The sequence below is a fragment of the Mycobacterium riyadhense genome (genome assembly GCF_963853645.1).
Classification (GTDB): Bacteria; Actinomycetota; Actinomycetes; order Mycobacteriales; family Mycobacteriaceae; genus Mycobacterium; species Mycobacterium riyadhense.
In genome coordinates this window covers 1,952,781-1,972,414 of record NZ_OY970456.1, presented here as the reverse complement: position 1 = coordinate 1,972,414, position 19,634 = coordinate 1,952,781, and the positions used below count along the sequence as shown (strand labels likewise).

General features: G+C 66.8%; 15 protein-coding genes and 2 pseudogenes. 4 read left to right on the top strand and 13 right to left on the bottom strand.

The genetic code is table 11. From position 1 onward, the window contains the following. The first annotated feature begins 169 nt into the window (after nucleotides 1–169). Nucleotides 170–1,288 (top strand): alkaline phosphatase family protein, encoded by a 1,119-nt coding sequence (locus AADZ78_RS08860; protein WP_085253346.1) that lies wholly within the window; start codon nucleotides 170–172, stop codon nucleotides 1,286–1,288. Nucleotides 1,289–1,300: 12 nt separating this feature from the next. Here AADZ78_RS08860 and AADZ78_RS08855 read toward each other — a convergent pair whose 3' ends face one another. The 8 genes and pseudogenes from AADZ78_RS08855 to AADZ78_RS08820 form a co-directional block, all read right to left on the bottom strand. Then, nucleotides 1,301–2,077, bottom strand: coding sequence for a 3-oxoacyl-ACP reductase (locus AADZ78_RS08855; protein WP_085253347.1), 777 nt, complete (start codon nucleotides 2,075–2,077; stop codon nucleotides 1,301–1,303). Next, nucleotides 2,074–3,444 (bottom strand): aldehyde dehydrogenase family protein, encoded by a 1,371-nt coding sequence (locus tag AADZ78_RS08850; RefSeq protein WP_085253348.1) that lies wholly within the window; start codon nucleotides 3,442–3,444, stop codon nucleotides 2,074–2,076. The genes AADZ78_RS08855 and AADZ78_RS08850 overlap by 4 nt, the downstream gene beginning before the upstream one ends. Further along, a complete protein-coding gene (locus tag AADZ78_RS08845) occupies nucleotides 3,441–4,148 on the bottom strand; it encodes a gamma-glutamyl-gamma-aminobutyrate hydrolase family protein (protein WP_085253349.1) in 708 nt (235 codons plus the stop codon). The genes AADZ78_RS08850 and AADZ78_RS08845 overlap by 4 nt, the downstream gene beginning before the upstream one ends. Nucleotides 4,149–4,170: 22 nt before the next feature. Continuing rightward, a complete protein-coding gene (locus AADZ78_RS08840; protein ID WP_085253350.1) occupies nucleotides 4,171–5,523 on the bottom strand; it encodes a glutamine synthetase family protein in 1,353 nt (450 codons plus the stop codon). Nucleotides 5,524–5,546: 23 nt separating this feature from the next. After that, nucleotides 5,547–6,101 (bottom strand): alpha/beta hydrolase, encoded by a 555-nt coding sequence (locus AADZ78_RS08835; RefSeq protein WP_085253351.1) that lies wholly within the window; start codon nucleotides 6,099–6,101, stop codon nucleotides 5,547–5,549. Between the two features lie 74 nt (nucleotides 6,102–6,175). Beyond that, nucleotides 6,176–7,669 (bottom strand): annotated as a pseudogene (locus tag AADZ78_RS08830) (cobyric acid synthase); the annotation flags it as partial. Between the two features lie 69 nt (nucleotides 7,670–7,738). Further along, complete coding sequence (map, locus tag AADZ78_RS08825) at nucleotides 7,739–8,596, bottom strand: type I methionyl aminopeptidase (protein ID WP_085253360.1); 858 nt, start codon at nucleotides 8,594–8,596, stop codon at nucleotides 7,739–7,741. Nucleotides 8,597–8,610: 14 nt separating this feature from the next. Next, nucleotides 8,611–9,198, bottom strand: coding sequence for a DUF1707 SHOCT-like domain-containing protein (locus AADZ78_RS08820; protein ID WP_085253353.1), 588 nt, complete (start codon nucleotides 9,196–9,198; stop codon nucleotides 8,611–8,613). A gap of 167 nt (nucleotides 9,199–9,365) precedes the next feature. On the opposite strand from AADZ78_RS08820, the pseudogene AADZ78_RS08815 reads away from it, so the two are divergent. Together AADZ78_RS08815 and AADZ78_RS08810 are read left to right on the top strand one after the other, a co-directional pair. Continuing rightward, a pseudogene (locus AADZ78_RS08815) lies at nucleotides 9,366–10,610 on the top strand (PE family protein); the annotation flags it as partial. Between the two features lie 120 nt (nucleotides 10,611–10,730). Continuing rightward, nucleotides 10,731–12,170 carry an ISNCY family transposase gene (locus tag AADZ78_RS08810; protein WP_085251832.1) on the top strand — a complete coding sequence of 480 codons (1,440 nt, stop codon included), beginning with the start codon at nucleotides 10,731–10,733 and terminating at the stop codon, nucleotides 12,168–12,170. A gap of 261 nt (nucleotides 12,171–12,431) precedes the next feature. Here the strand turns inward: AADZ78_RS08810 and AADZ78_RS08805 are convergent, their stop codons facing one another. The 5 genes from AADZ78_RS08805 to dxr all read right to left on the bottom strand — a co-directional run bounded on the left by AADZ78_RS08805 (nucleotide 12,432) and on the right by dxr (nucleotide 18,881). After that, nucleotides 12,432–14,243: a penicillin-binding transpeptidase domain-containing protein gene (locus AADZ78_RS08805; protein ID WP_085250309.1), complete on the bottom strand. Its 1,812-nt coding sequence runs from the start codon at nucleotides 14,241–14,243 to the stop codon at nucleotides 12,432–12,434. Nucleotides 14,244–14,342: 99 nt separating this feature from the next. Next, nucleotides 14,343–15,197 carry a GNAT family N-acetyltransferase gene (locus tag AADZ78_RS08800; protein WP_085250310.1) on the bottom strand — a complete coding sequence of 285 codons (855 nt, stop codon included), beginning with the start codon at nucleotides 15,195–15,197 and terminating at the stop codon, nucleotides 14,343–14,345. Between the two features lie 38 nt (nucleotides 15,198–15,235). Then, a complete protein-coding gene (gene ispG / locus AADZ78_RS08795; RefSeq protein WP_085250345.1) occupies nucleotides 15,236–16,381 on the bottom strand; it encodes a flavodoxin-dependent (E)-4-hydroxy-3-methylbut-2-enyl-diphosphate synthase in 1,146 nt (381 codons plus the stop codon). 23 nt (nucleotides 16,382–16,404) lie between these two features. Next, a complete protein-coding gene (locus AADZ78_RS08790) occupies nucleotides 16,405–17,619 on the bottom strand; it encodes a M50 family metallopeptidase (protein WP_085250311.1) in 1,215 nt (404 codons plus the stop codon). A 35-nt stretch (nucleotides 17,620–17,654) separates the two neighbouring features. After that, nucleotides 17,655–18,881, bottom strand: a complete 1,227-nt coding sequence (gene dxr / locus AADZ78_RS08785) for a 1-deoxy-D-xylulose-5-phosphate reductoisomerase (RefSeq protein WP_085250346.1) — start codon at nucleotides 18,879–18,881, stop codon at nucleotides 17,655–17,657. A 69-nt stretch (nucleotides 18,882–18,950) separates the two neighbouring features. Between dxr and AADZ78_RS08780 the strand changes: the two genes are divergently transcribed. Then, complete coding sequence (locus AADZ78_RS08780) at nucleotides 18,951–19,616, top strand: fasciclin domain-containing protein (RefSeq protein ID WP_085250312.1); 666 nt, start codon at nucleotides 18,951–18,953, stop codon at nucleotides 19,614–19,616. Nucleotides 19,617–19,634: the final 18 nt, after the last annotated feature.

Here is a 19,634-nt window from a genome sequence, read left to right as displayed (position 1 = left end):
CGCGATATCGACCAGCGATGCGGCGAGCAGCTCGGCGTAAGTCTTCGTGCTGTCGTAGCGCACCCGCACACCCTGGACGTGCGTTTCAGACACAGCATTTCTCACTGCCCTCGACGGCGCTCGTCAAACGCGGCTCGCATACGCGCAGGTCCGTGCCAGACTGACGGTCGTGCCCGGTTCGATCTGCGATGTGCTGCCCGCCGCAGCCGCGCTGCTCGGGGTTCCAGGCGCGGTCGACAGGCTGCAATTGGCCGATTGGGTCGGTGACGCCGATCGAGTGGCCGTGCTCCTTGTCGACGGGATGGGTTGGCATCTGCTTCCACAGTTGGATGGCGATGCGCCGCTGTTGGCTTCCGTTCTGACCGGGCGCACCGGCCGGATGAACCGACTGGCCTGTACCTTTCCGTCCACCACACCAACGAATCTGGTGTCCCTGGGAACCGGCGCCGCACCCGGCGAGCACGGCATCCTCGGCTTCACGCTCAATATCCCCGGCACTAGCCGCGTGCTCAACCACATCAGGTGGCGCGATGACCCACCACACACCGAATGGCAGCCGCTACCAACGTGGTTCGAGCGCTTGGCACAGGCGGGTGTCAGTGCCCGCGCCGTACTGCCGGAGTGGTTTATCGGCAGCGGGTTGACGGCCGCGGCATATCGCGGCGCGGCGTTTCGACCGACGCGTGGCGACGAGGACTACGCCCAGCGCATGATCGACGAGCTGCGCGCTTCGCCCGGACTGGTCTACGGCTATATCGCCGACCTGGACACCGCGGCACATGTATTCGGCATCGGGTCGACCCAGTGGCACGAGGCGGCGGTCCGAATAGATGCGCTGCTGACCCGCGTGGTCGACGCGTTGCCGCCCAACGCGGCCCTGCTGGTGACCGCCGACCACGGCGGCCTCAACATCCCCGCGAACGCCCGCGTCGACGTCGATAGCGACCCGAGGCTGATGGCTGCGGTACGGGTGGTCGCCGGCGAACCCCGAGTGCGCTACCTGCACACGGAGCCGGGCGCCGCGACGGACGTGCTGGCCACATGGCGCGAGTTGCTTGGCCATTGCGCGGATGTGCGCAGCCGCGATGAGGCGGTTGCATCCGGAAGCTTCGGGCGTATGAATCCGCGACATTTGGCCCGCCTCGGCGATGTGGTGGTCACCTGCGTGGCCGAGGCGGCGATACTGGCAACCGCGCACGAACCTCCAGAAACGGTTCGTCTCATCGGTTTTCACGGCGGGGCCACCGCGGCCGAAATGGCGATACCGCTGATAGCTTTTCGCGGCTGAGACTTGTCGGCACTACAGCGGGGTGACGTAAGCCGAGCTAATGCCCCCGTCGACTAGGAACGTCGATGCGGTGATGAACGACGCGTCGTCGCTGGCCAAAAATGCAACCGCAGCTGCTATTTCCTCGGGCTCGGCGAATCGTCCCAACGGCACGTGCACCAGCCGGCGCGCGGCCCGTTCCGGATCCTTGGCGAAAAGCTCTTGCAGCAGTGGGGTGTTGACCGGCCCGGGGCATAGCGCGTTGACCCGGATACCCTGCCGCGCGAATTGCACGCCCAGTTCCCGTGACATGGCCAGGACACCGCCTTTCGAAGCGGTGTAGGAGATCTGTGATGTCGCCGACCCCAGCACCGCGACGAACGACGCGGTGTTGATGATCGAACCCTTCCCGGCGGGGACCATGTGCCGCAACGCGGCCCGGCAGCACAAATACACCGATTTCAGATTGACGTCTTGAACCCGTTGCCATGCCGGCAGTTCGGTGTTTTCGATCAGGTCGTCCTCGGGCGGCGAGATGCCGGCGTTGTTGAACGCGACGTCGACGGAGCCGTAGGTTTTCGCTGCGATGTCGAACAACGCATTGACCGCTGTTTCATCGCAAACATCAACTGGCGCAAACAAACCGGAAAGTTCGGCAGCGGCGGCGGCACCGGCCTCGACGTCGATATCGCCGACGACGATCGTCGCACCTTCGGCCCGCATCCGGCGTCCGGCGGCCAGGCCAATGCCGCTGCCACCGCCGGTGATGACCGCCACCCGGCCCGCCAGCCGTCGGGTCAGGTCCGTCACGGAACCTCCTGAGCGATTGCGATGAACACATTCTTGGTTTCGGTGAAATGCAGCGGCGCATCCGGCCCGAGCTCGCGCCCCAGTCCCGACTGCTTGAAGCCACCGAAGGGGGTATTGAAACGCACCGACGAGTGTGAATTCACCGACAGGTTGCCCGACTCGACTGCCCGCGACACCCGCAGCGCGCGCGATAGGTCGTTGGTCCAGATTGATCCGGACAGCCCGTATGCGGTGTCGTTGGCCAGCGCGATGGCGTCGGCCTCGTCGTCAAATCTCAGCACCGTCACCACGGGGCCGAAGATCTCCTCGGTGACGCTGCGATCGGTGCGCTTGGGAGTGAGAACCGTTGGTGGGAACCAAAATCCGCGCCCTTGGGGGACGGTGCCGCAGAACGCGACGGGGGCGTCGTCGGGCACATAGGAGGCCACCTTGTCACGATGCGCAGCCGATACCAGCGGCCCCATTTCGGTGTCGCGCGAGCTGGGATCCCCAACGACAACCTTGCGTACCGCCGGTTCCAGCAGCTCCATGAACCGGTCGTAGACGCTGCGCTGCACCAGGATTCGGCTGCGGGCGCAGCAGTCCTGGCCGGCGTTGTCGAAAACCCCGGCCGGTGCACTCGCCGCTGCGCGCTCTAGGTCGCAGTCGGCGAAGATGATGTTGGCGCTCTTGCCACCCAGTTCCAGCGTCACCCGCTTAACCTGAGCGGCGGCGCCGGTCATCACCTTCTTGCCGACTTCGGTGGACCCGGTGAACACGATCTTGCGCACGTCGGGATGGGTGACGAACCGCTCCCCGACCACCGCGCCCCGTCCCGGCAACACCTGCAGCAGATCTTCGTCCAGGCCCGCATCGACCGCCAGCTCACCCAGGCGCATCGTGGTCAACGGCGTCGGTTCGGCCGGCTTGACCAGCACCGCATTGCCGGCGGCCAGGGCCGGCGCGATACCCCAGGAGGCGATCACCATCGGGAAATTCCAGGGCGTGATCACCCCGACCACACCCAGTGGTTCGTTGAACGTAACATCGAGCCCACCCGCCACGGGAATCTGCTTGCCGGACAAGCGTTCCGGGCTGGCAGCATAAAACTGCAACACGTCACGGACGTTGCCGGCCTCCCACTCGGCCGACGCGATCGGGTGTCCGGAGTTGGCCACTTCCAGCGCGGCCAGTTCGTCGATGTGGTTGTCGACGGCGGCCGCGAACGCTCGTAGGCCGGAAGCCCGTTCGGCGGGGTCCAGGCGCGCCCAGCGCCGCTGCGCTGCCTGGGCGCGCCGCACCGCGTCGTCCACCGCGGCTGCGTCGGCGTGCTCGACCGACCGCAGCACTTCTTCGGTGGCGGGGTTGATCAGCTGCACTGTGCTCATGTCGGCTTTGATGCCGCGTACGACCGCGCCGCGTCGACCAGGGCCCGCAACAGCCGTAGATCGTCCAGGGACTTCTCCGGATGCCACTGCACCGCAAGCGCAAACCTATCGCCGGGCAACTCCAGCGCCTCGACCACGCCGTCGGCGTCCCACGCGCTGACCACCAGGCCGGCGCCGACTTTGTCGATGGCCTGATGGTGGTAGCACGGCACGTCGGCGGACTCACCGAGCAGTGCGGCGAGCCGCGTGCCCGCCACGGTGCGCACCGGCAGCCTAGTGAACACCCCGTTGCCGGCCCGATGCCCATCATGGCCGATGACCTCGGGCAGGTGCTGGTGCAGGGTGCCGCCGAAGGCGACGTTGAGCAGCTGAGCGCCCCGACAGATGCCCAGCACCGGCAGCCCGCGGTCCAGCGCACTAGCCAACAACGCCAGCTCCCAGGCGTCGCGGTCGGGCCGCGGCTGATCGGTGGTCGGGTGCGGTTGCTGACCGTATGCGGCGGGGTCGACGTCATAGCCGCCGGTGATTACCAAAGCGTGCAGGCTGTCCAGCACGCGGATGGCGGCGCCGGTGTCCACCGGCTGCGGCGGCAGCAGCACCGCGACGCCACCGGCCATGACGACGCCCTCGAAGTAGTCGGCGGGTAGATAACCCGCGGGAACGTCCCACGGCCCGGTCTTGATCTGCTCGAGGTACATGGTCATGCCCACAAGCGGCTGCTTCCCGTTACAGGCGTTCAAAACCACGTATCCTCTCCCAATCGGTGACCGCCGCGTCGAAGGCCGCCTGCTCCACGCGCGCGTTGTTCAGGTAGTGCGCCACGACGTCGTCGCCAAAGGCCTCCCGCGCGATCACCGATTTGCCGAACTCCGCGGCGGCTTCGGCCAGCGTGGCGGGCAGCCGCTCGATGTCGTGGGCTTGGTAGGCATTCCCGGCGCACGGCTGCGGAAGCTCCAGTTCCCGCTCGATACCGTACAGCCCTCCCGCGATCAGCGCCGCCACGGCGAGGTATTGGTTGACATCCCCGCCGGGAACCCGGCATTCGACCCGGATGTTGCGGTCATGCCCGACAACCCGCAGCGCGCAGGTGCGGTTGTCCAGTCCCCATGCCACCGCGGTGGGCGCGAAGCTTGCGTCGGCAAATCGCTTGTAGGAGTTGATGTTCGGCGCATAGAACAAGGTGAGTTCGCGCAGTGTGGCCAATTGACCGGCGACGAAGCTGCGAAAAGTGGCCGACATGCCGTGCGAGCCGCTGTCGTCGGCGAATACCGCCGAGCCGTCGGTGCCGCGCAGCGAGAGATGGACGTGGCAGCTGTTGCCTTCGTGCTCATCGTATTTCGCCATGAACGTCAGACTCTTGCCGTGCTGGTCCGCGATTTCCTTGGCGCCGTTCTTATAGATCGCGTGGTTGTCGCAGGTGACCAGCGCCTCGTCGTAACGGAACCCGATCTCTTGTTGACCCTGGTTGCACTCGCCCTTGAGGACCTCGAACCGCAAGCCCGCGCCCTGCATGCCCAGCCGGATGTCACGCAGCAGCGGCTCCATCCGCGACGACGCCAATATCGCGTAATCGATGTTGTAGTCGCTGGCCGGGATCAGCCCCCGGTAGCCGCTGGCCCATGCCCGGCGATACGACTGGTCGAACACGATGAACTCCAGCTCAGTGGCGACGTCGGCGACCAGTCCCCGTTCCTTGAGCCGCTCGAGCTGGCGGCGCAGGATGCCGCGCGGCGACGCGGTGACCGCGCTGCCGTCGGCCCAGACCAGGTCGGCTATCACCAGTGCCGTGCCGGGTAGCCAGGGAATGCGCCGAAGGGTGGTCAGGTCCGGCGTCATCACCATGTCGCCGTAGCCGGTCTCCCAACTCGACATGGCATAGCCGGAAACGGTGTTCAGGTCGACATCGACGGCCAACAGATAGCTACAACAGTCGGCGCCGTTACGGGCCACCTCGTCGACGAAAAACCGGCCCGAGACCCGCTTGCCGGCGAGTCTGCCCTGCATGTCGGTAAACGCCACGATGACGGTGTCGATGTCACCCGCGGCAACCAGTTGTTCCAGCTCGGCCCATGGCAACATGACCGCTAGTCAACCATCAGGAACTACCAACCGTTGGCGCGCAACACGATCTCGGTGGCCAGCTGAGCGGTCGACTCCTGTGCACTGCGCCGCCCGGCGAGGTCCACCACCCGATATTCGGCGTAGACGAACCGCTGGCTTTCGTCGGCAATTGCCCGCGCGGCAGGCGAACTGACCAGAACGGTCGTGCCAATCTCCACCGGCGGACAATTGGCGTCGCGAATCATGCCATCAGGGCCGGCCACCCGCGGGTGTCCGCGGTCGACCGCCACCAGCCCGACGAACCGACCCAACCTGGTCGCCGCCAGATCCCAGGCCAGCTCGGCACCGGCGCGGTCGCCAACCAGCACCGCCCATACGATCCCGAGGGCATCGAGGATGCCGATCACAGACTTGGGCGTCAGCCGCACGTCAGCGCCGATGACGACGGTCCGCAGCGACGCGGTGTGCAGACGCTCACAGACGGCTTCGTACGCGGCCAGCGCGCGCTGCTCGGCGGCGAGTAAGACAACAACGACGCCCTTCTCCGGACCGGCCACCGCGACTGGGACCGGGAATCCGTCGAGCGTGGTCATCATCGAGGGCACTCACGCAAGTTACCGCGACTCAGTTGGGTGCGCGGCGTTCCCCCAACCGAATGGACGCTGGTGCGCAGCTCGCTGACCAGGTATGGACGTCGCGGCAGCGGGCCGTCGAGCAGCCTGAGGATGGCGCCCATGTCGACATGGGAGGCCAACAGGTCAGCCATCAGGTCCAGTTGCGCGTCGCGGCGCGCGCCAACGTTCACGTCGTCAGCGACGACAAATCCGGTGCGACGGGCGGCTTGGGCTACGCGGGTGAGCCAGCCGCGGCGGAATTCGTCGTTGTCCAGCAAACCGTGCCAGTGGCTGCCGTACACGCTGCCGCTCATCACACCTTGCGTGCCGCCGCCGGCGTCGAACCAGCTCGCCTCGGTGCAGCGACCGATGCGGCCATGATGGATCTCGTAGCCGCTCAGCGGTGACTGCCAACGGCGCAGGACCTTGTCCGGGGAGAACGCGATGTCGGCGTCCAACAGGCCCAGCCCGGCGACTATCCCGGCGCCGGATTCAACCGTGTCCTCGATTCGCCGGCATAGCATCTGAAAACCCCCGCAGATGCCCAGCACCGGCTTGCCGCCGCGCGCGTGGTCAGCGATTGCGGCGGCCAGGCCCCGGTCGTGCAGCCAGGTCAGGTCGGCGACGGTGGCCTTGCTGCCGGGAAGCACGATCAGATCTGCGTCGGCCAAGTCGACGGGATCGGTGATCCAGCGCACCAGCACGCCGGGTTCACACGCCAGCGCCTCGACATCGGTGGAATTGGAAATCCGGGATAGCCGGATTGCGGCCACCCGCAACCACTCGTCACCGCGTGGTGGCGCCGGCGTGCCGACGACGCGGTGGGCAACCACCGAGAGCGAATCCTCGGCGTCGAGCCAGAGCTGGTCGGCGTGGGGCACCACCCCGTAGGTGGGGCGGCCGGTCAAGGTGCGGAGCTGCTCTAGCCCAGGTTCCAGCAATGCTGGGTCGCCGCGGAATTTGTTGACGATGAAGCCGGCGATCAACGCCTGGTCGTCGGGCTCGAGCACTGCGACCGTTCCGAACAGATGGGCGAGCAGGCCGCCGCGGTCGATATCCCCCACCAGAACTACCGGCAGCGACGCCGCCCTGGCCAATCCCATGTTTGCTAAATCCGTTGTCCGCAAGTTGATTTCAGCAGCAGAACCGGCCCCCTCGCAGAGAACAGCATCGAATTCGTCACGCAAGCAAGTCAATTCGCGCATGACGATGTCGGCGAGCAGGTCGCGGTGCTTCATATAGCCGGTCGCGGTGACGGATTCGGCGACCTGCCCCCGGATCACCAGCTGAGACGTTCGATCGCTGCCCGGCTTGAGCAGGATCGGGTTGAACCGCACGCTGGGGTCCAGTCCCGCCGCGCGGGCCTGGATTGCCTGTGCCCGGCCGATTTCGCCGCCCTCGATGGTGACCGCGGAATTGTTGGACATGTTTTGCGCCTTGAACGGCGCGACCCGGACTCCGTCGCGCGCGAGCAGTCGGCACAGGCCCGCGACCATCATGGACTTCCCGGCGTCAGAACTGGTGCCCGCGACCAGCAGCGCCCCGCTCACCGGTCTACGGCGAGCAGACGCAAAAGCCCCGTTTTCGGGACGAAAAGGGGGCTTTTGCGTCTGCTCGCGCTAGAGACATGTGAGGATCTCGACGCCGGTGTCGGTGACCAGCAGGGTGTGCTCGAACTGCGCCGTCCACATGCGGTCCTTGGTGACCACCGTCCAGCCGTCGTCCCAGATTTCGTAGTCCAGCGCGCCCAGGTTGATCATCGGCTCGATGGTGAACGTCATGCCCGGCTGCACGATAGTCCCGACGGCGGGCTGGTCGTAGTGCAGGACCACCAGGCCATTGTGGAACGTGGTGCCGATGCCGTGGCCGGTGAAATCACGAACCACGTTGTACCCAAACCGATTTGCATATGACTCGATAACTCGACCGATGACCGACAACGCCCGCCCGGGTTTCACCGCGTTGATAGCACGCATCGTCGCTTCCCGGGTTCGTTCCACGAGCAGACGGTGTTCCTCGGACACATCACCGGCCAGAAAGGTCGCATTGGTGTCGCCGTGCACCCCATCGATGTAGGCGGTGACGTCAATGTTGACGATGTCGCCGTCTTCAATCAGCGTCGAGTCCGGGATTCCGTGGCAGATGACTTCGTTGAGCGAGGTGCAACACGACTTCGGGAACCCCTTGTAGCCCAGCGTTGATGGATAGGCGCCGTTGTCGATCATGTACTCATGGGCGATCCGGTCGAGTTCGTCAGTGGTGACACCCGGTGCGACCGCCTTGCCGGCCTCGGCCAACGCACCCGCCGCGATGCGCCCGGCGACGCGCATCTTCTCGATGACCTCAGGTTCCTGCACCCACGGCTCGGTGCCCTCCTTGGCCGTCGACTTGCCGACGTACTCGGGCCGCGCGATCCATGAAGGCACCGGCAACGTCGGAGAGAGCACGCCGGGGGAAAGCGCGGTTCGAGCAGGCATGGCAGCTAGCTTAATCACGCGTTGCGCGCGCGGCGCAGCAATGCGCGGCGCGGTCCCCGGATGACCACGGAGCCGCACACCACCTGACCAGTCAGTACGACATGCGGCGTTCCTTCCGCCGGTGCGTCTTTGCGACGGTCGCTTGCGCTGCCCACGTAGACCTCGACGTCGTCGATCGAGGCGCTCGCGCCGTCAGGCAGCCGAAGATCCAGCGACCCGAACTTCATGTCGAGCTCGATCACCACCACCGGCCCCGCGAAACGGGCCTTGGTGAGGTCGAGGTCGATCGACCCCAGCCGGCGGACCAGCGCCAGCCGGGTGGGCACCATCCAGGCGCCGTGGCGCTTCAGCGAGCCGGCCCAGCCGCGCAGTTCCACCCGGTCGGCTGCGGACGTGACGATCGCGCCCGGCCCGGGCAGGTCACCGACCAGCCCGTCCAGTTCGTTTCGGGTCCGCGCGAAGGACACTCGTGACGAGCGCTGCTCGAACTCGTTGATATCGATCAGCCCGAGCGCGACGGCGTTGTGCAGGCGCCGCATCGTGCCGTTACGGTCGGCGTCCGAGACCCGCAACGCCACCATGTCCCCACCGGTCTCCGTCATGGCCTTTCCTGATGCTGTGCCGCGCTATCCAGCGAACCCCAGGTTACAGGCACCCGGGACGCTGAAAGGCAGCAACGATCCCGCGCAACGGCGATACGCTTATTGATCGCTGGACCGGGAATATCCGCGGCACGGCGTCGCGGTGATGATGTATCGCGAGGTGTCAGATGTCGTTCGTAATCGCGACGCCCGAGATGGTGGCGGCGACCGCCACCGATTTGGCGAAGATCGGCTCAACCATCAGCTCTGCCAACGCAGCTGCGACACTTCCGACCACGTCGGTACTGGCCGCGGGCGCCGATGAAGTGTCGGCGGGCATCGCGGCGCTTTTCAGCGCGCACGCCCAGGCGTATCAGGCACTGAGCACCCAAGCCGCGGCGTTTCACGCCCAGCTTGTCGCGGTCATGAACGGCAGCGCGGGCGCCTATGCGGCCGCCGAGGCAGCGAACGTCCAGCAGAGTCTGCTCAACGCGATCAACGCCCCGAGCCTGGCACTGGTGGGGCGCCCGTTGATTGGCGACGGCACGCCGGGGGCCCCGGGAACGGGCGCCAACGGCGGGGACGCCGGAATACTGATCGGCACTGGCGGGGCCGGCGGGTCCGGCGCCGACGGGACTACGGGACCCGCCCAGAATGGCGGTCGAGGCGGAGCCGCTGGGCTGCTTTTCGGCAACGGCGGTAACGGCGGCAACGGCGGCGGCTCGACCGCATTCCAGGCCGGCAACGGTGGGGCAGGCGGAGCAGGCGGGCTGTTCGGAGTAGGTGGAACCGGCGGCACTGGCGGATTCGGCTTCAATGGCGGCGCCGGCGGCGACGGCGGCAACGCCGGGCTGTTCGGCACCGCCGGAGCCGGTGGCGCCGGCGGCATTGGCAGCCAGGCATCCACCTTGGCGGCCGGTCCCGGCGGGGCCGGCGGTGCCGGTGGCCTGTTCGGTCCGGGCGGTAGAGGCGGCGTCGGCGGGGCCTCGTTGGCCCAAGCCGGCGGTACCGGCGGCGCCGGCGGACCAGGCGGGTGGTTCGGCTCGGGCGGCGCCGGCGGCGCGGGCGGGGCCGGTCACAACGCCGGGGGTACCGGCGGAGCTGGCGGCGTCGGCGGCCTGATCTTTGGCGACGGCGGCGCCGGCGGCGACGCCGGGCCCGCCGGGATCGGCCTCGCCAACGGCGGCAATGGGGGGGCCGGCGGCAACGCCATCGGGCTGTTCGGCAATGGCGGCGCCGGCGGTGCCGCCGGACCTGGCCAAAACAGCGGAGGTATCGGCGGAGCCGGCGGGAACGGCGCCTTGCTCTTCGGCAATGGCGGAGCCGGCGGCAGCGGCGGGACCGCCGGCATTGGCACAGCCATCGGCGGAGCCGGTGGCAACGGCGGCAAGGCCGGACTGATCGGCAACGGCGGAACGGGTGGCGCGGGTGGCGAGTCGATGGACGGCCTAGCTACTTCGACCTGAAAAAGTCGGCGCGTTGATCCGCGGGTTGATGGTGCTGAACAGGAAAGATGGCCTCAAGCCCTTGTTGCGGAAGGGATTGAGGCCATCGTGTTTCGTACTGTAGGCGATCAGGTGTCGCTTTGGGAGGCAGTGCTTCCCGCGGAGTTGTTGAAGTTGCCCGATGAGTTGGCGCGGGTCGATGGGCTGCTCGATGATCCGGTGTTCTTCGCCCCGTTCGAGCCGTTCTTCGATACACGGATCGGGCGTCCGTCCACGCCGATGGAGACCTATCTGCGGTTGATGTTCTTGAAGTTCCGTTACCGGCTGGGCTATGAGTCGCTGTGCCGAGAAGTCGCGGATTCGATCACTTGGCGCCGGTTCTGCCGGATCGGACTGGATGGGTCGGTGCCGCATCCGACCACGTTGATGAAGCTGACCACCCGGTGTGGCAGTGCGGCGGTCGACGGGCTCAATGAGGTGCTGTTGGCCAAGGCGGCTGAGGCGAAGTTGTTGCGTACTAATCGGATTCGGGTGGATACCACGGTGGTGCCGGCTAATGTGGCCTATCCGACCGATTCGAGTCTGCTGGCCAAGGCGACGCGCCGGATCGCCGGGATCGGCAAGCGGATCCAGGCCGCTGGGGGCGCGGTGCGCACCCAGCTGCGGGACCGCTCCCGCGCGGCGGGCAAGCGCGCGCACGCGATCGCGTCGAAACTGCGCTCTCGCGCCGCGCTGGGCCGCGACGAGGCCAAGGCCGCGGTGCTGACCAGCACCGGGGAGCTGGCTGTGCTGGCCAAAACCGCGGCGCGCGAGGCCGAGCGGCTACTGGTCAACGCCAAGCGGGCGGTGCGCCGGGCCCAGGTCAAAGCTGCCGACCTGCGCGCCCGCGGCGAGCATGATGCAGCAGCCGGCCGGCGACGTGGCCGGCTGGTGCGTGCGGTCAACGACCTGGCCAAACTGCTGGAAGCGACGCGGCAGATCGTGGCGCAGACCCAGCAGCGCGTCGCCGGGCACATCCCGGACGGGGCGAGTCGGCGGGTCAGCCTTCACGACGGCGATGCCCGCCCGATCGCCAAGGGCAGGCTGGGCCGGCCGGTCGAGTTCGGGCACAAGGCCCAGATCGTCGACAACGACGACGGCATCGTCCTGGACCACCGTGTGGAGCAAGGCAATCCACCCGACGCGCCGCAACTAGCGCCCGCGGTCAAACGGGTCACCAAACGCGCCCGGCGTACCCCGGGCACCGTCACCGCCGACCGCGGCTACGGCGAGGAACGCGTCGAAAACGACCTGCACGACCTCGGTGTACGTACGGTCGTGATACCGCGAAAAGGCAAACCCGGCAAGGCTCGGCAAGCCGAGGAACACCGGCCAGCCTTCCGACGAACAATCAAGTGGCGCACCGGCAGCGAAGGCCGCATCAGCACTCTCAAACGAAACTACGGTTGGAGCCGCTCCTCCATCGATGGCACCGAAGGAACCCGAATCTGGACCGGACACGGCGTCCTCGCCCACAACCTAGTCAAGATCAGCGGCCTCGCAGCATGACCCGACGCCCCAAAGCACGGATCTCTGCCTCCACAGTCACGCGGTATTCGCGCACCAACAGCAGACTCAGGGGCCGTCACTTTTTCAGGTCGAAGTAGCTAACGGCGGGGACGGCGGCAACGGCGGCGACGCGCAGCTCATCGGCAACGGCGGAGGCGGCGGCAACGCGGGTACCGGCAAATCTCCGGCCACTCCCGGCAGCGGCGGCAACGGCGGGCTGCTGTTCGGCCTGCCTGGGTTACCCGGGCTGGCAAGCTAGTCCTAGGCCAGGAAGCCCGGCGGCAGCGATTCCAACATCACCTTGGTCATCCGCACCGCATATTCCGAGCTGCCACCTCCGACGATCAGCGCTGCGAAGGCCAGATCGCCGCGGTAGCCGGCGAACCAGGAATGCGACCCGCCCGGGAATTCGGCTTCACCGGTCTTGCCGTACACCTCGCCGCAGCCAGCGATCTCCTTGGCGGTGCCGTTGGTGACCACCAGCCGCATCATCGGCCGCAATGCGTCGACCATTTTCGGTGTGATCGGCGCGCTGGCGCCGTCGACCTTCGTCTGCCGGCCGACGATCAGCTGCGGAACCGGAGTCTTGCCGGCGGCGACCGTGGCGGCCACCAACGCCATCCCGAACGGGCTGGCCAGCACCCTGCCCTGCCCGAAGCCGTCCTCGGTGCGCTCGGACAGGTCCACCGTCGGCGGCACCGAGCCGGTCACCGTGGTGATGCCCTCCACCTGATAGTCCAGCCCGATGCCATAGCGAGCGGCCGCCTGCGTCAGACCACGCGGCGGCATCCGGCTACTCAGCTCGGCGAATGTCGTGTTGCACGAACTGGCGAAGGCACGCGACAACGGCACCACGCCGAGATCGAAGCCGCCGTAATTGGGAATGGTGCGGTGTCCGATGTCGATCTGGCCAGGGCAACCCATCATCGTGTTGGGGGTCGCCATGTCGCGTTCGACGGCCGCGCCGGCGGTGATCATCTTGAACGTCGACCCGGGCGGGAACAGGCCGGTGGTGGCGAGCGGCCCGTCGGCATTGGCGCCCTCGTTCTGCGCGATGGCCAAGATCTCTCCGGTCGACGGCTTAATCACGACGATCATCGCTTTGCCGGCGCGAGTGTCCACGGCGTGCTGAGCCGCGTTCTGCACGGTCCGGTCCAAGGTGATCGACACCGACGGCGCCGGGGAGGGCTCAACCTCGTGCAGCACCGCGACGTCGACGCCGTTCTGGTTGACGCTGACCACGCGCCACCCCGCCTGACCGTCGAGTTCGTCGACGACGGCCTTCTTCACCTCGCTCATCACCGCCGGCGCGAAATGCGGGTCGGTGGGCAACAGCTCGGCCTGGGGTGTGATGACCACGCCGGGCAGCTTGCCGATCGCGGGGAAGACCTTGTTGCTGTCGTCGGGAAGCAGCGTGACCAGATCCAGCGGCTCAGTCGCCGAGCTGGCCATTTCGGCAAGCAGCTGCGGGTCGTTGAGTGTGTCGTTAAAGGGCCGCAGCGTATCCACTACCGCGTGTGCCGTCCCGATCAGGTCCGGCCCCGCACGGGTGGCGTCCAGCGAGTAGTGGTACAGGTAGCCCGGGGCCAGCACATCGGTGCCGCCGAGTTCGTTGACCGAGGCGCGCCGGGGCGCGTCGGCCCGCAGTGCGAACGTCTGATGCTCCCCGAGCTTGGGATGCAGCCCCGTGGTCGCCCAGCGAACCTCCCAGCCCTCCTCGTCGCGGGCCATTTTCAGCCGGCCGTCGTAGCTCCAGGTCCGGTTCTTGGGCAGATGCCACGTGAAGCGGTACGCGACCGTGCCCACGTCCTCGGCGTACTTCGCGCTGAGGACTTGGGCATCCAAATGCGTCGCCTGCAGCCCCGCCCAGGCCGCATTGAGCGCTTCGCGAGCTTCGTTGGGATTGTCACAGAGCTCGGCTGCCGTTGCAGTGTCGCCAACAGCGAGGGCGGCGAAGAACTTCTCGGCGGCCGGGCCCGGCCCCTCGGGTCGCGGTGTGCAGCCCGGCAGCACGCTCACCGCGAGCAATAGCACAGTTGCGACAGATGAGGCCAGTGTTGTTTTCGTTACCATCGTTGCTGATGTTAAGAGAGACGTTATGCGCCCGAGCGTAACGCCACGGCGAAAAACCACGCCGAGATTGGCAACCCGGTTACGCTCGCGAAGCCAGCCCTAGTCCAGTAGCACCGTCGCGAAGGTGCCGACTTCCTTGAAGCCGACGCGCGCGTATGCGGCACGGGCCACGGTGTTGAAGCTGTTCACATACAGGCTGGCGATGCGCCCGCTACCCACGATCACGGCAGCCAACGTCGCGGTGCCGGCGGTACCAATGCCCAGGCCTCGCCACTCAGGATGAACCCAAACGCCCTGGATTTGCCCGACAGCCGGGGATTGCGAACCCACCTCGGCCTTGAAGACGACCTGGCCGTGCTCGAAGCGGGCCCAGGCACGCCCGGCCGCGATGAGGCTGGCTACCCGACGGCGATAGCCCCGGCCCCCGTCGCCGAGCCGCGGGTCCACACCCACTTCGCCGATGAACATGTCGACGGCCGCCACCAGATAGGCGTCCAGTTCCTCCGGCTTAACCTGACGCACCGCGGTGTCGATCGGACAGCTGGGATGGGTGCTGATGGCCATCAGCGGTTGGTGGTCACGCACGTCACGGGCCGGGCCCCAGGTTGACTCGAGCCGACGCCACATCGGCAACACCAGATCGGCCCTGCCGACCAGTGACGAACACCGCCGCGATGTGCTCATCGCCTCATCCGCGAAAGCATTCAGATCGATTAGTCCACCGCGCAGCGGGATGAGATTGGCGCCGGCGAAACACAGCGACTCCTGCGCGCCGCGAAAGGTCCACAGTTCGCCGCCAATCGAATTCGGTTCGACGCCATAGTCTGCGACCCGGGCGGCGACCATGCACGATTCAATCGGGTCGTCGTCAAGTACTCGCCACACGGCCGCCGCGTCGCGCACCACGGATACCCGTCTCTCGCCAACCAGGCGCAAGATGGGCGGAGCCGACATCTGGAGAACTCTCTGAAGGGCAGTGAATTAGGCCACTATTAGCTTACGGTCACAATAGGCGAACCGCTCGCTGTCGTGCCCGGATCGTGCTCGCCCATTTCTTCGGCGATTCGCATCGCTTCCTCAATCAGCGTCTCGACGATCTGCGCCTCGGGCACGGTCTTTATGACCTCGCCCCGCACGAAGATCTGCCCCTTGCCGTTGCCGGAGGCCACACCCAGATCCGCCTCACGAGCTTCACCCGGACCGTTGACGACACACCCCATCACGGCCACCCGCAACGGCACGTCCAGGCCGTCCAGGCCAGCGGTCACCTCGTTGGCCAGGGTGTAGACGTCGACCTGCGCTCGACCGCACGAGGGGCAGGACACGATCTCGAGCGAACGCGGCCGCAGATTCAACGATTCGAGAATCTGATTGCCGACCTTGACCTCCTCGACCGGCGGGGCCGACAACGAGACCCGGATGGTGTCGCCGATGCCCTTGGACAGCAGCGCCCCGAAAGCCACCGCCGACTTGATGGTGCCCTGGAAAGCGGGTCCAGCCTCGGTGACCCCGAGGTGCAACGGGTAGTCACACCGCGCGGCCAGCTGCTCGTAAGCCGAGACCATCACCACCGGGTCGTTGTGCTTGACGCTGATCTTGATGTTGCCGAAGCCGTGTTCCTCGAACAGCGAGGCCTCCCATAGCGCCGACTCCACCAGCGCCTCGGGCGTGGCCTTGCCGTACTTGGCCATGAACCGCTTGTCCAGTGAGCCGGCGTTGACGCCAATGCGGATCGGGATGCCCGCGTCGCCGGCGGCCTTGGCGACCTCGCCGACCCGGCCGTCGAATTCCTTAATGTTGCCCGGGTTTACCCGCACCGCAGCGCATCCGGCGTCGATGGCGGCGAAGATGTACTTCGGCTGGAAGTGGATGTCGGCGATCACTGGGATCTGGCTGTGCCGCGCAATCTCGGCCAGGGCGTCGGCGTCCTCCTGACGCGGGCAGGCCACCCGGACGATGTCGCAGCCGGCCGCGGTCAATTCGGCGATCTGCTGCAAGGTCGAGTTGACGTCGTGGGTCTTGGTGGTGCACATCGACTGCACCGAGATCGGATAGTCGCTGCCGACCCCGACGTCACGGACCATCAGCTGACGCGTGGTGCGCCGCGGCGCCAGTATGGGTGCCGGTGGCTGGGGCATACCCAGGCCGACGGACCCGGTACTCACTGGAACAGCCTGATCGGGTTGACCAGATCGGCGGTGACGGTCAACAGCATGTATCCGACGACCAACACCAACACCACATAGGTCGCCGGCATGAGCTTGAGATAGTTCACCGGCGCGGCCGCCACCTTGCCGCGAGCCGTCCGGATCATATTGCGGATCTTCTCGAAGACCGCGACGGCGATATGGCCGCCATCAAAGGGCAGCAACGGCAGCAGGTTGACCGCACCCAGGATGAGATTCAGCTGGGCCAGGAAAAACCAGAATGCGACCCACAGGCCATGGTCGACGGTGTCGCCGCCGATGATGCTGGCACCGACCACGCTGATCGGCGTTTGCGGGTCACGCTGTCCGCCACCGATGGCATGCACCAGCGCGCCAACCTTGCTCGGGATGGCGATCAACGCCTTGCCCACCTCGACAGTGAGGTCGCCGGTGAACGTGAAGGTAGCCGGTATCGCGGAGAACACGCCGTACTGCGTGGGCCCGATGTGCGGGGCGCCGACGCCGATGGCGCCGACCGTGCTGGGCTCGAGTCGAGTGCCCTGGCCATTGGGCAACCAGCGCCGGGTGGATTCGATGGTGACGTTGGTGGTGATCATGGTGCCGTCACGCTCGACGACGATCGGAACGGTGCCGTGCAGTTTGCGCACCGCGGCGGCCATGTCGTCGAAGGTGGATACCGGGGTGTCACCGACCTTGACGACGACGTCGCCGGCGCGGATGCCGGCCAGCGCGGCCGGACCGGGGCCACTGCATTTTTCGAGCTTGCCCTGGGTCATTTCCGTTGCAACACAGCCAGTTTCGCCGATCACGGCCTGGGTGGGCGGGTGCAGGTTCGGCAACCCCCAGATCAGGGCGATGGCATAGATCAGCACCACACAGATCACGAAGTTCATCCCAGGCCCGGCAAACAGCACCGCGACGCGCTTCCAGGTCGCCTGTTTGTACATCGCGCGGTCACGCTCGTCGGGCGCAAGCTCCTCGACCGGGGTCATGCCGGCGATGTCGCAGAAGCCGCCCGCCGGAATGGCTTTGACTCCGTACTCGGTTTCACCACGCCGGGTCGACCACAACGTGGGGCCGAAGCCGACGAAGTAACGACGTACCTTCATGCCGGTAGCGCGCGCCGCCCACATGTGGCCACACTCGTGCAGCGCCACCGAGATCATGATGGCGAGTGCGAACAGCACAATGCCGATAACGAACATCATCAGCCAGTAAGGACCTTTCTCAAGCCATTCCCGTCTCAAGCCATTCCAGAAACGTTTGCCGGGCTCGCTGTGGCTACCGCCAGCCGCGCCCGTTCCCGCGCCCAGCGCTGCGCGTCGAGTACGTCATCCACGGTAGCTGGTACCTCGCCCCATTGCGGGGCCCATTGGTCGGCAGCGTGCAGCACGTCCGCGATTGTGCCGACAATGGCGGGGAACGGGATCCGCCGTTTGAGAAATGCTTCGGCCGCCTCCTCGTTAGCGGCGTTGTAAATCGCGGTCATGCAACCGCCGGCCTCGCCGGCGTGCCGGGCCAGTTCGACCGCGGGGAAAACGTCGGTGTCCAGCGGCTCGAACTCCCAGACCTGTCGGCTAGTGAAGTCACAGCAGGTGGCCGCACCGGGCACCCGGTGCGGCCAACCCAACGCCAACGAAATCGGCAGCTTCATGTCCGGTGGGCTGGCCTGGGCGATGGTCGAGCCGTCGATGAAGGTGACCATTGAATGAATGATCGACTGCGGGTGTACCACCACCTCGATCCGCTCATACGGGATGCCGAACAACAGATGGGTTTCGATGAGCTCCAAACCCTTGTTGACCAGTGACGCGGAGTTCAGCGTGTTCATCGGGCCCATCGTCCAGGTCGGATGGGCGCCGGCCTGGTTGGGGGTGACATGTTCCAGGTCCGCGGATGACCAGCCCCGAAACGGCCCGCCCGATGCGGTCAGCACCAGCTTGGCGACCTCGTCGGGAGCACCGCCGCGCAGGCACTGGGCCAGCGCGGAGTGTTCGGAGTCGACGGGCACGATCTGACCGGGCCGCGCTGCCCGCAACACCAGCGGACCGCCGGCGACCAGCGATTCCTTGTTGGCCAGGGCCAGCCGAGCACCCGACTCCAGCGCGGCCAGCGTAGGTCGCAGCCCCAACGCGCCGACCAGCGCGTTGAGGACGACGTCGGCCTCGGTGTCCTCGACCAGCCGGGTGACGGCATCCGCGCCGCGGTAGGGGATGTCGCCGGCCCGTTGCGCCGCGTGATCGTCGGCGACGGCAATGTTGGTCACACCGGTCTCGGCGCGTTGCCGCAGCAGCGTGTCGAGGTTTTTGCCGCCGGCAGCCAGCCCAACCACCTCGAAACGGTCCGGATTGGCGGCGATGACCTCCAACGCCTGGGTGCCGATCGAGCCGGTACTACCCAGCACCAGGACACGCAGGCGGCCCCCGCTCGGATTGGTCACCCCATCATTGTGCCCCTCGCGGCAACCCATCCGGGCCGCGAACGGCGCCGAATAGGAGGTGCAATCCCACGACACGACAGACAAGGGAGTCGGATCAACATGAAGGACTTTAAGCACAAGGCATGTGCCGCGGCCGGTATCGGCGCGATCGCGGTGGCGGTGTTGGCGGGCTGTTCGAGCAAGGGCGGGGTAGCCAGCTCCACCAGCTCCAAGCCGGCCGAGTCGATGGCCACCTCAATGGCCGCCATGCCACCGACGGCGAACCCGTCGGCCAACCTGATCGGCGCCGGTTGCGCGAGCTACGCCCAGCAGGTGCCCTCCGGACCCGGCTCGGTGGCCGGCATGGCACAGGATCTGGTCACGGTCGCGGCCTCGAACAACCCGCAGCTGACCACGCTCACCTCGGCACTGTCGGGCAAGCTCAACCCCCAGGTGAATCTGATCGACACCCTCAACGGCGGCCAGTTCACCGTGTTCGCCCCCACCGACCAGGCGTTTGGCAAACTCGACGCCGCGACGGTGGAGCGCCTCAAGACCGACGCGCCGCTATTGAACAGGATCCTGACCTATCACGTGGTCAGCGGTCAGCTCAGTCCGGCACGGGTGGGCGGTCAACATGCCACTGTGCAAGGCGGCACGGTGAATGTCGTCGGCGCGGGCAATGACCTCAAGGTCAACGACGCGGGCCTGGTCTGCGGCGGGGTTTCCACCGCCAACGCGCAGGTGTACATGATCGACACGGTGCTGATGCCGCCGGCGATGTAGCTCGCGGCAAACGCTATG

What these genes read in the sequence shown, in the direction of transcription:
- map (WP_085253360.1), bottom strand. Translation starts at nt 8,596, where the DNA reads ATGCCTGCTCGAACCGCGCTTTCCCCCGGCGTGCTCTCTCCGACGTTG.
- AADZ78_RS08820 (WP_085253353.1), bottom strand. Translation starts at nt 9,198, where the DNA reads ATGACGGAGACCGGTGGGGACATGGTGGCGTTGCGGGTCTCGGACGCC.
- AADZ78_RS08800 (WP_085250310.1), bottom strand. Translation starts at nt 15,197, where the DNA reads ATGTCGGCTCCGCCCATCTTGCGCCTGGTTGGCGAGAGACGGGTATCC.
- AADZ78_RS08790 (WP_085250311.1), bottom strand. Translation starts at nt 17,619, where the DNA reads ATGATGTTCGTTATCGGCATTGTGCTGTTCGCACTCGCCATCATGATC.
- AADZ78_RS08835 (WP_085253351.1), bottom strand. Translation starts at nt 6,101, where the DNA reads ATGATGACCACGCTCGACGGATTCCCGGTCCCAGTCGCGGTGGCCGGT.
- AADZ78_RS08840 (WP_085253350.1), bottom strand. Translation starts at nt 5,523, where the DNA reads ATGTTGCCATGGGCCGAGCTGGAACAACTGGTTGCCGCGGGTGACATC.
- AADZ78_RS08780 (WP_085250312.1), top strand. Translation starts at nt 18,951, where the DNA reads ATGAAGGACTTTAAGCACAAGGCATGTGCCGCGGCCGGTATCGGCGCG.
- AADZ78_RS08845 (WP_085253349.1), bottom strand. Translation starts at nt 4,148, where the DNA reads ATGACCATGTACCTCGAGCAGATCAAGACCGGGCCGTGGGACGTTCCC.
- ispG (WP_085250345.1), bottom strand. Translation starts at nt 16,381, where the DNA reads ATGCCCCAGCCACCGGCACCCATACTGGCGCCGCGGCGCACCACGCGT.
- AADZ78_RS08850 (WP_085253348.1), bottom strand. Translation starts at nt 3,444, where the DNA reads ATGAGCACAGTGCAGCTGATCAACCCCGCCACCGAAGAAGTGCTGCGG.
- AADZ78_RS08805 (WP_085250309.1), bottom strand. Translation starts at nt 14,243, where the DNA reads ATGGTAACGAAAACAACACTGGCCTCATCTGTCGCAACTGTGCTATTG.
- dxr (WP_085250346.1), bottom strand. Translation starts at nt 18,881, where the DNA reads ATGGGTTGCCGCGAGGGGCACAATGATGGGGTGACCAATCCGAGCGGG.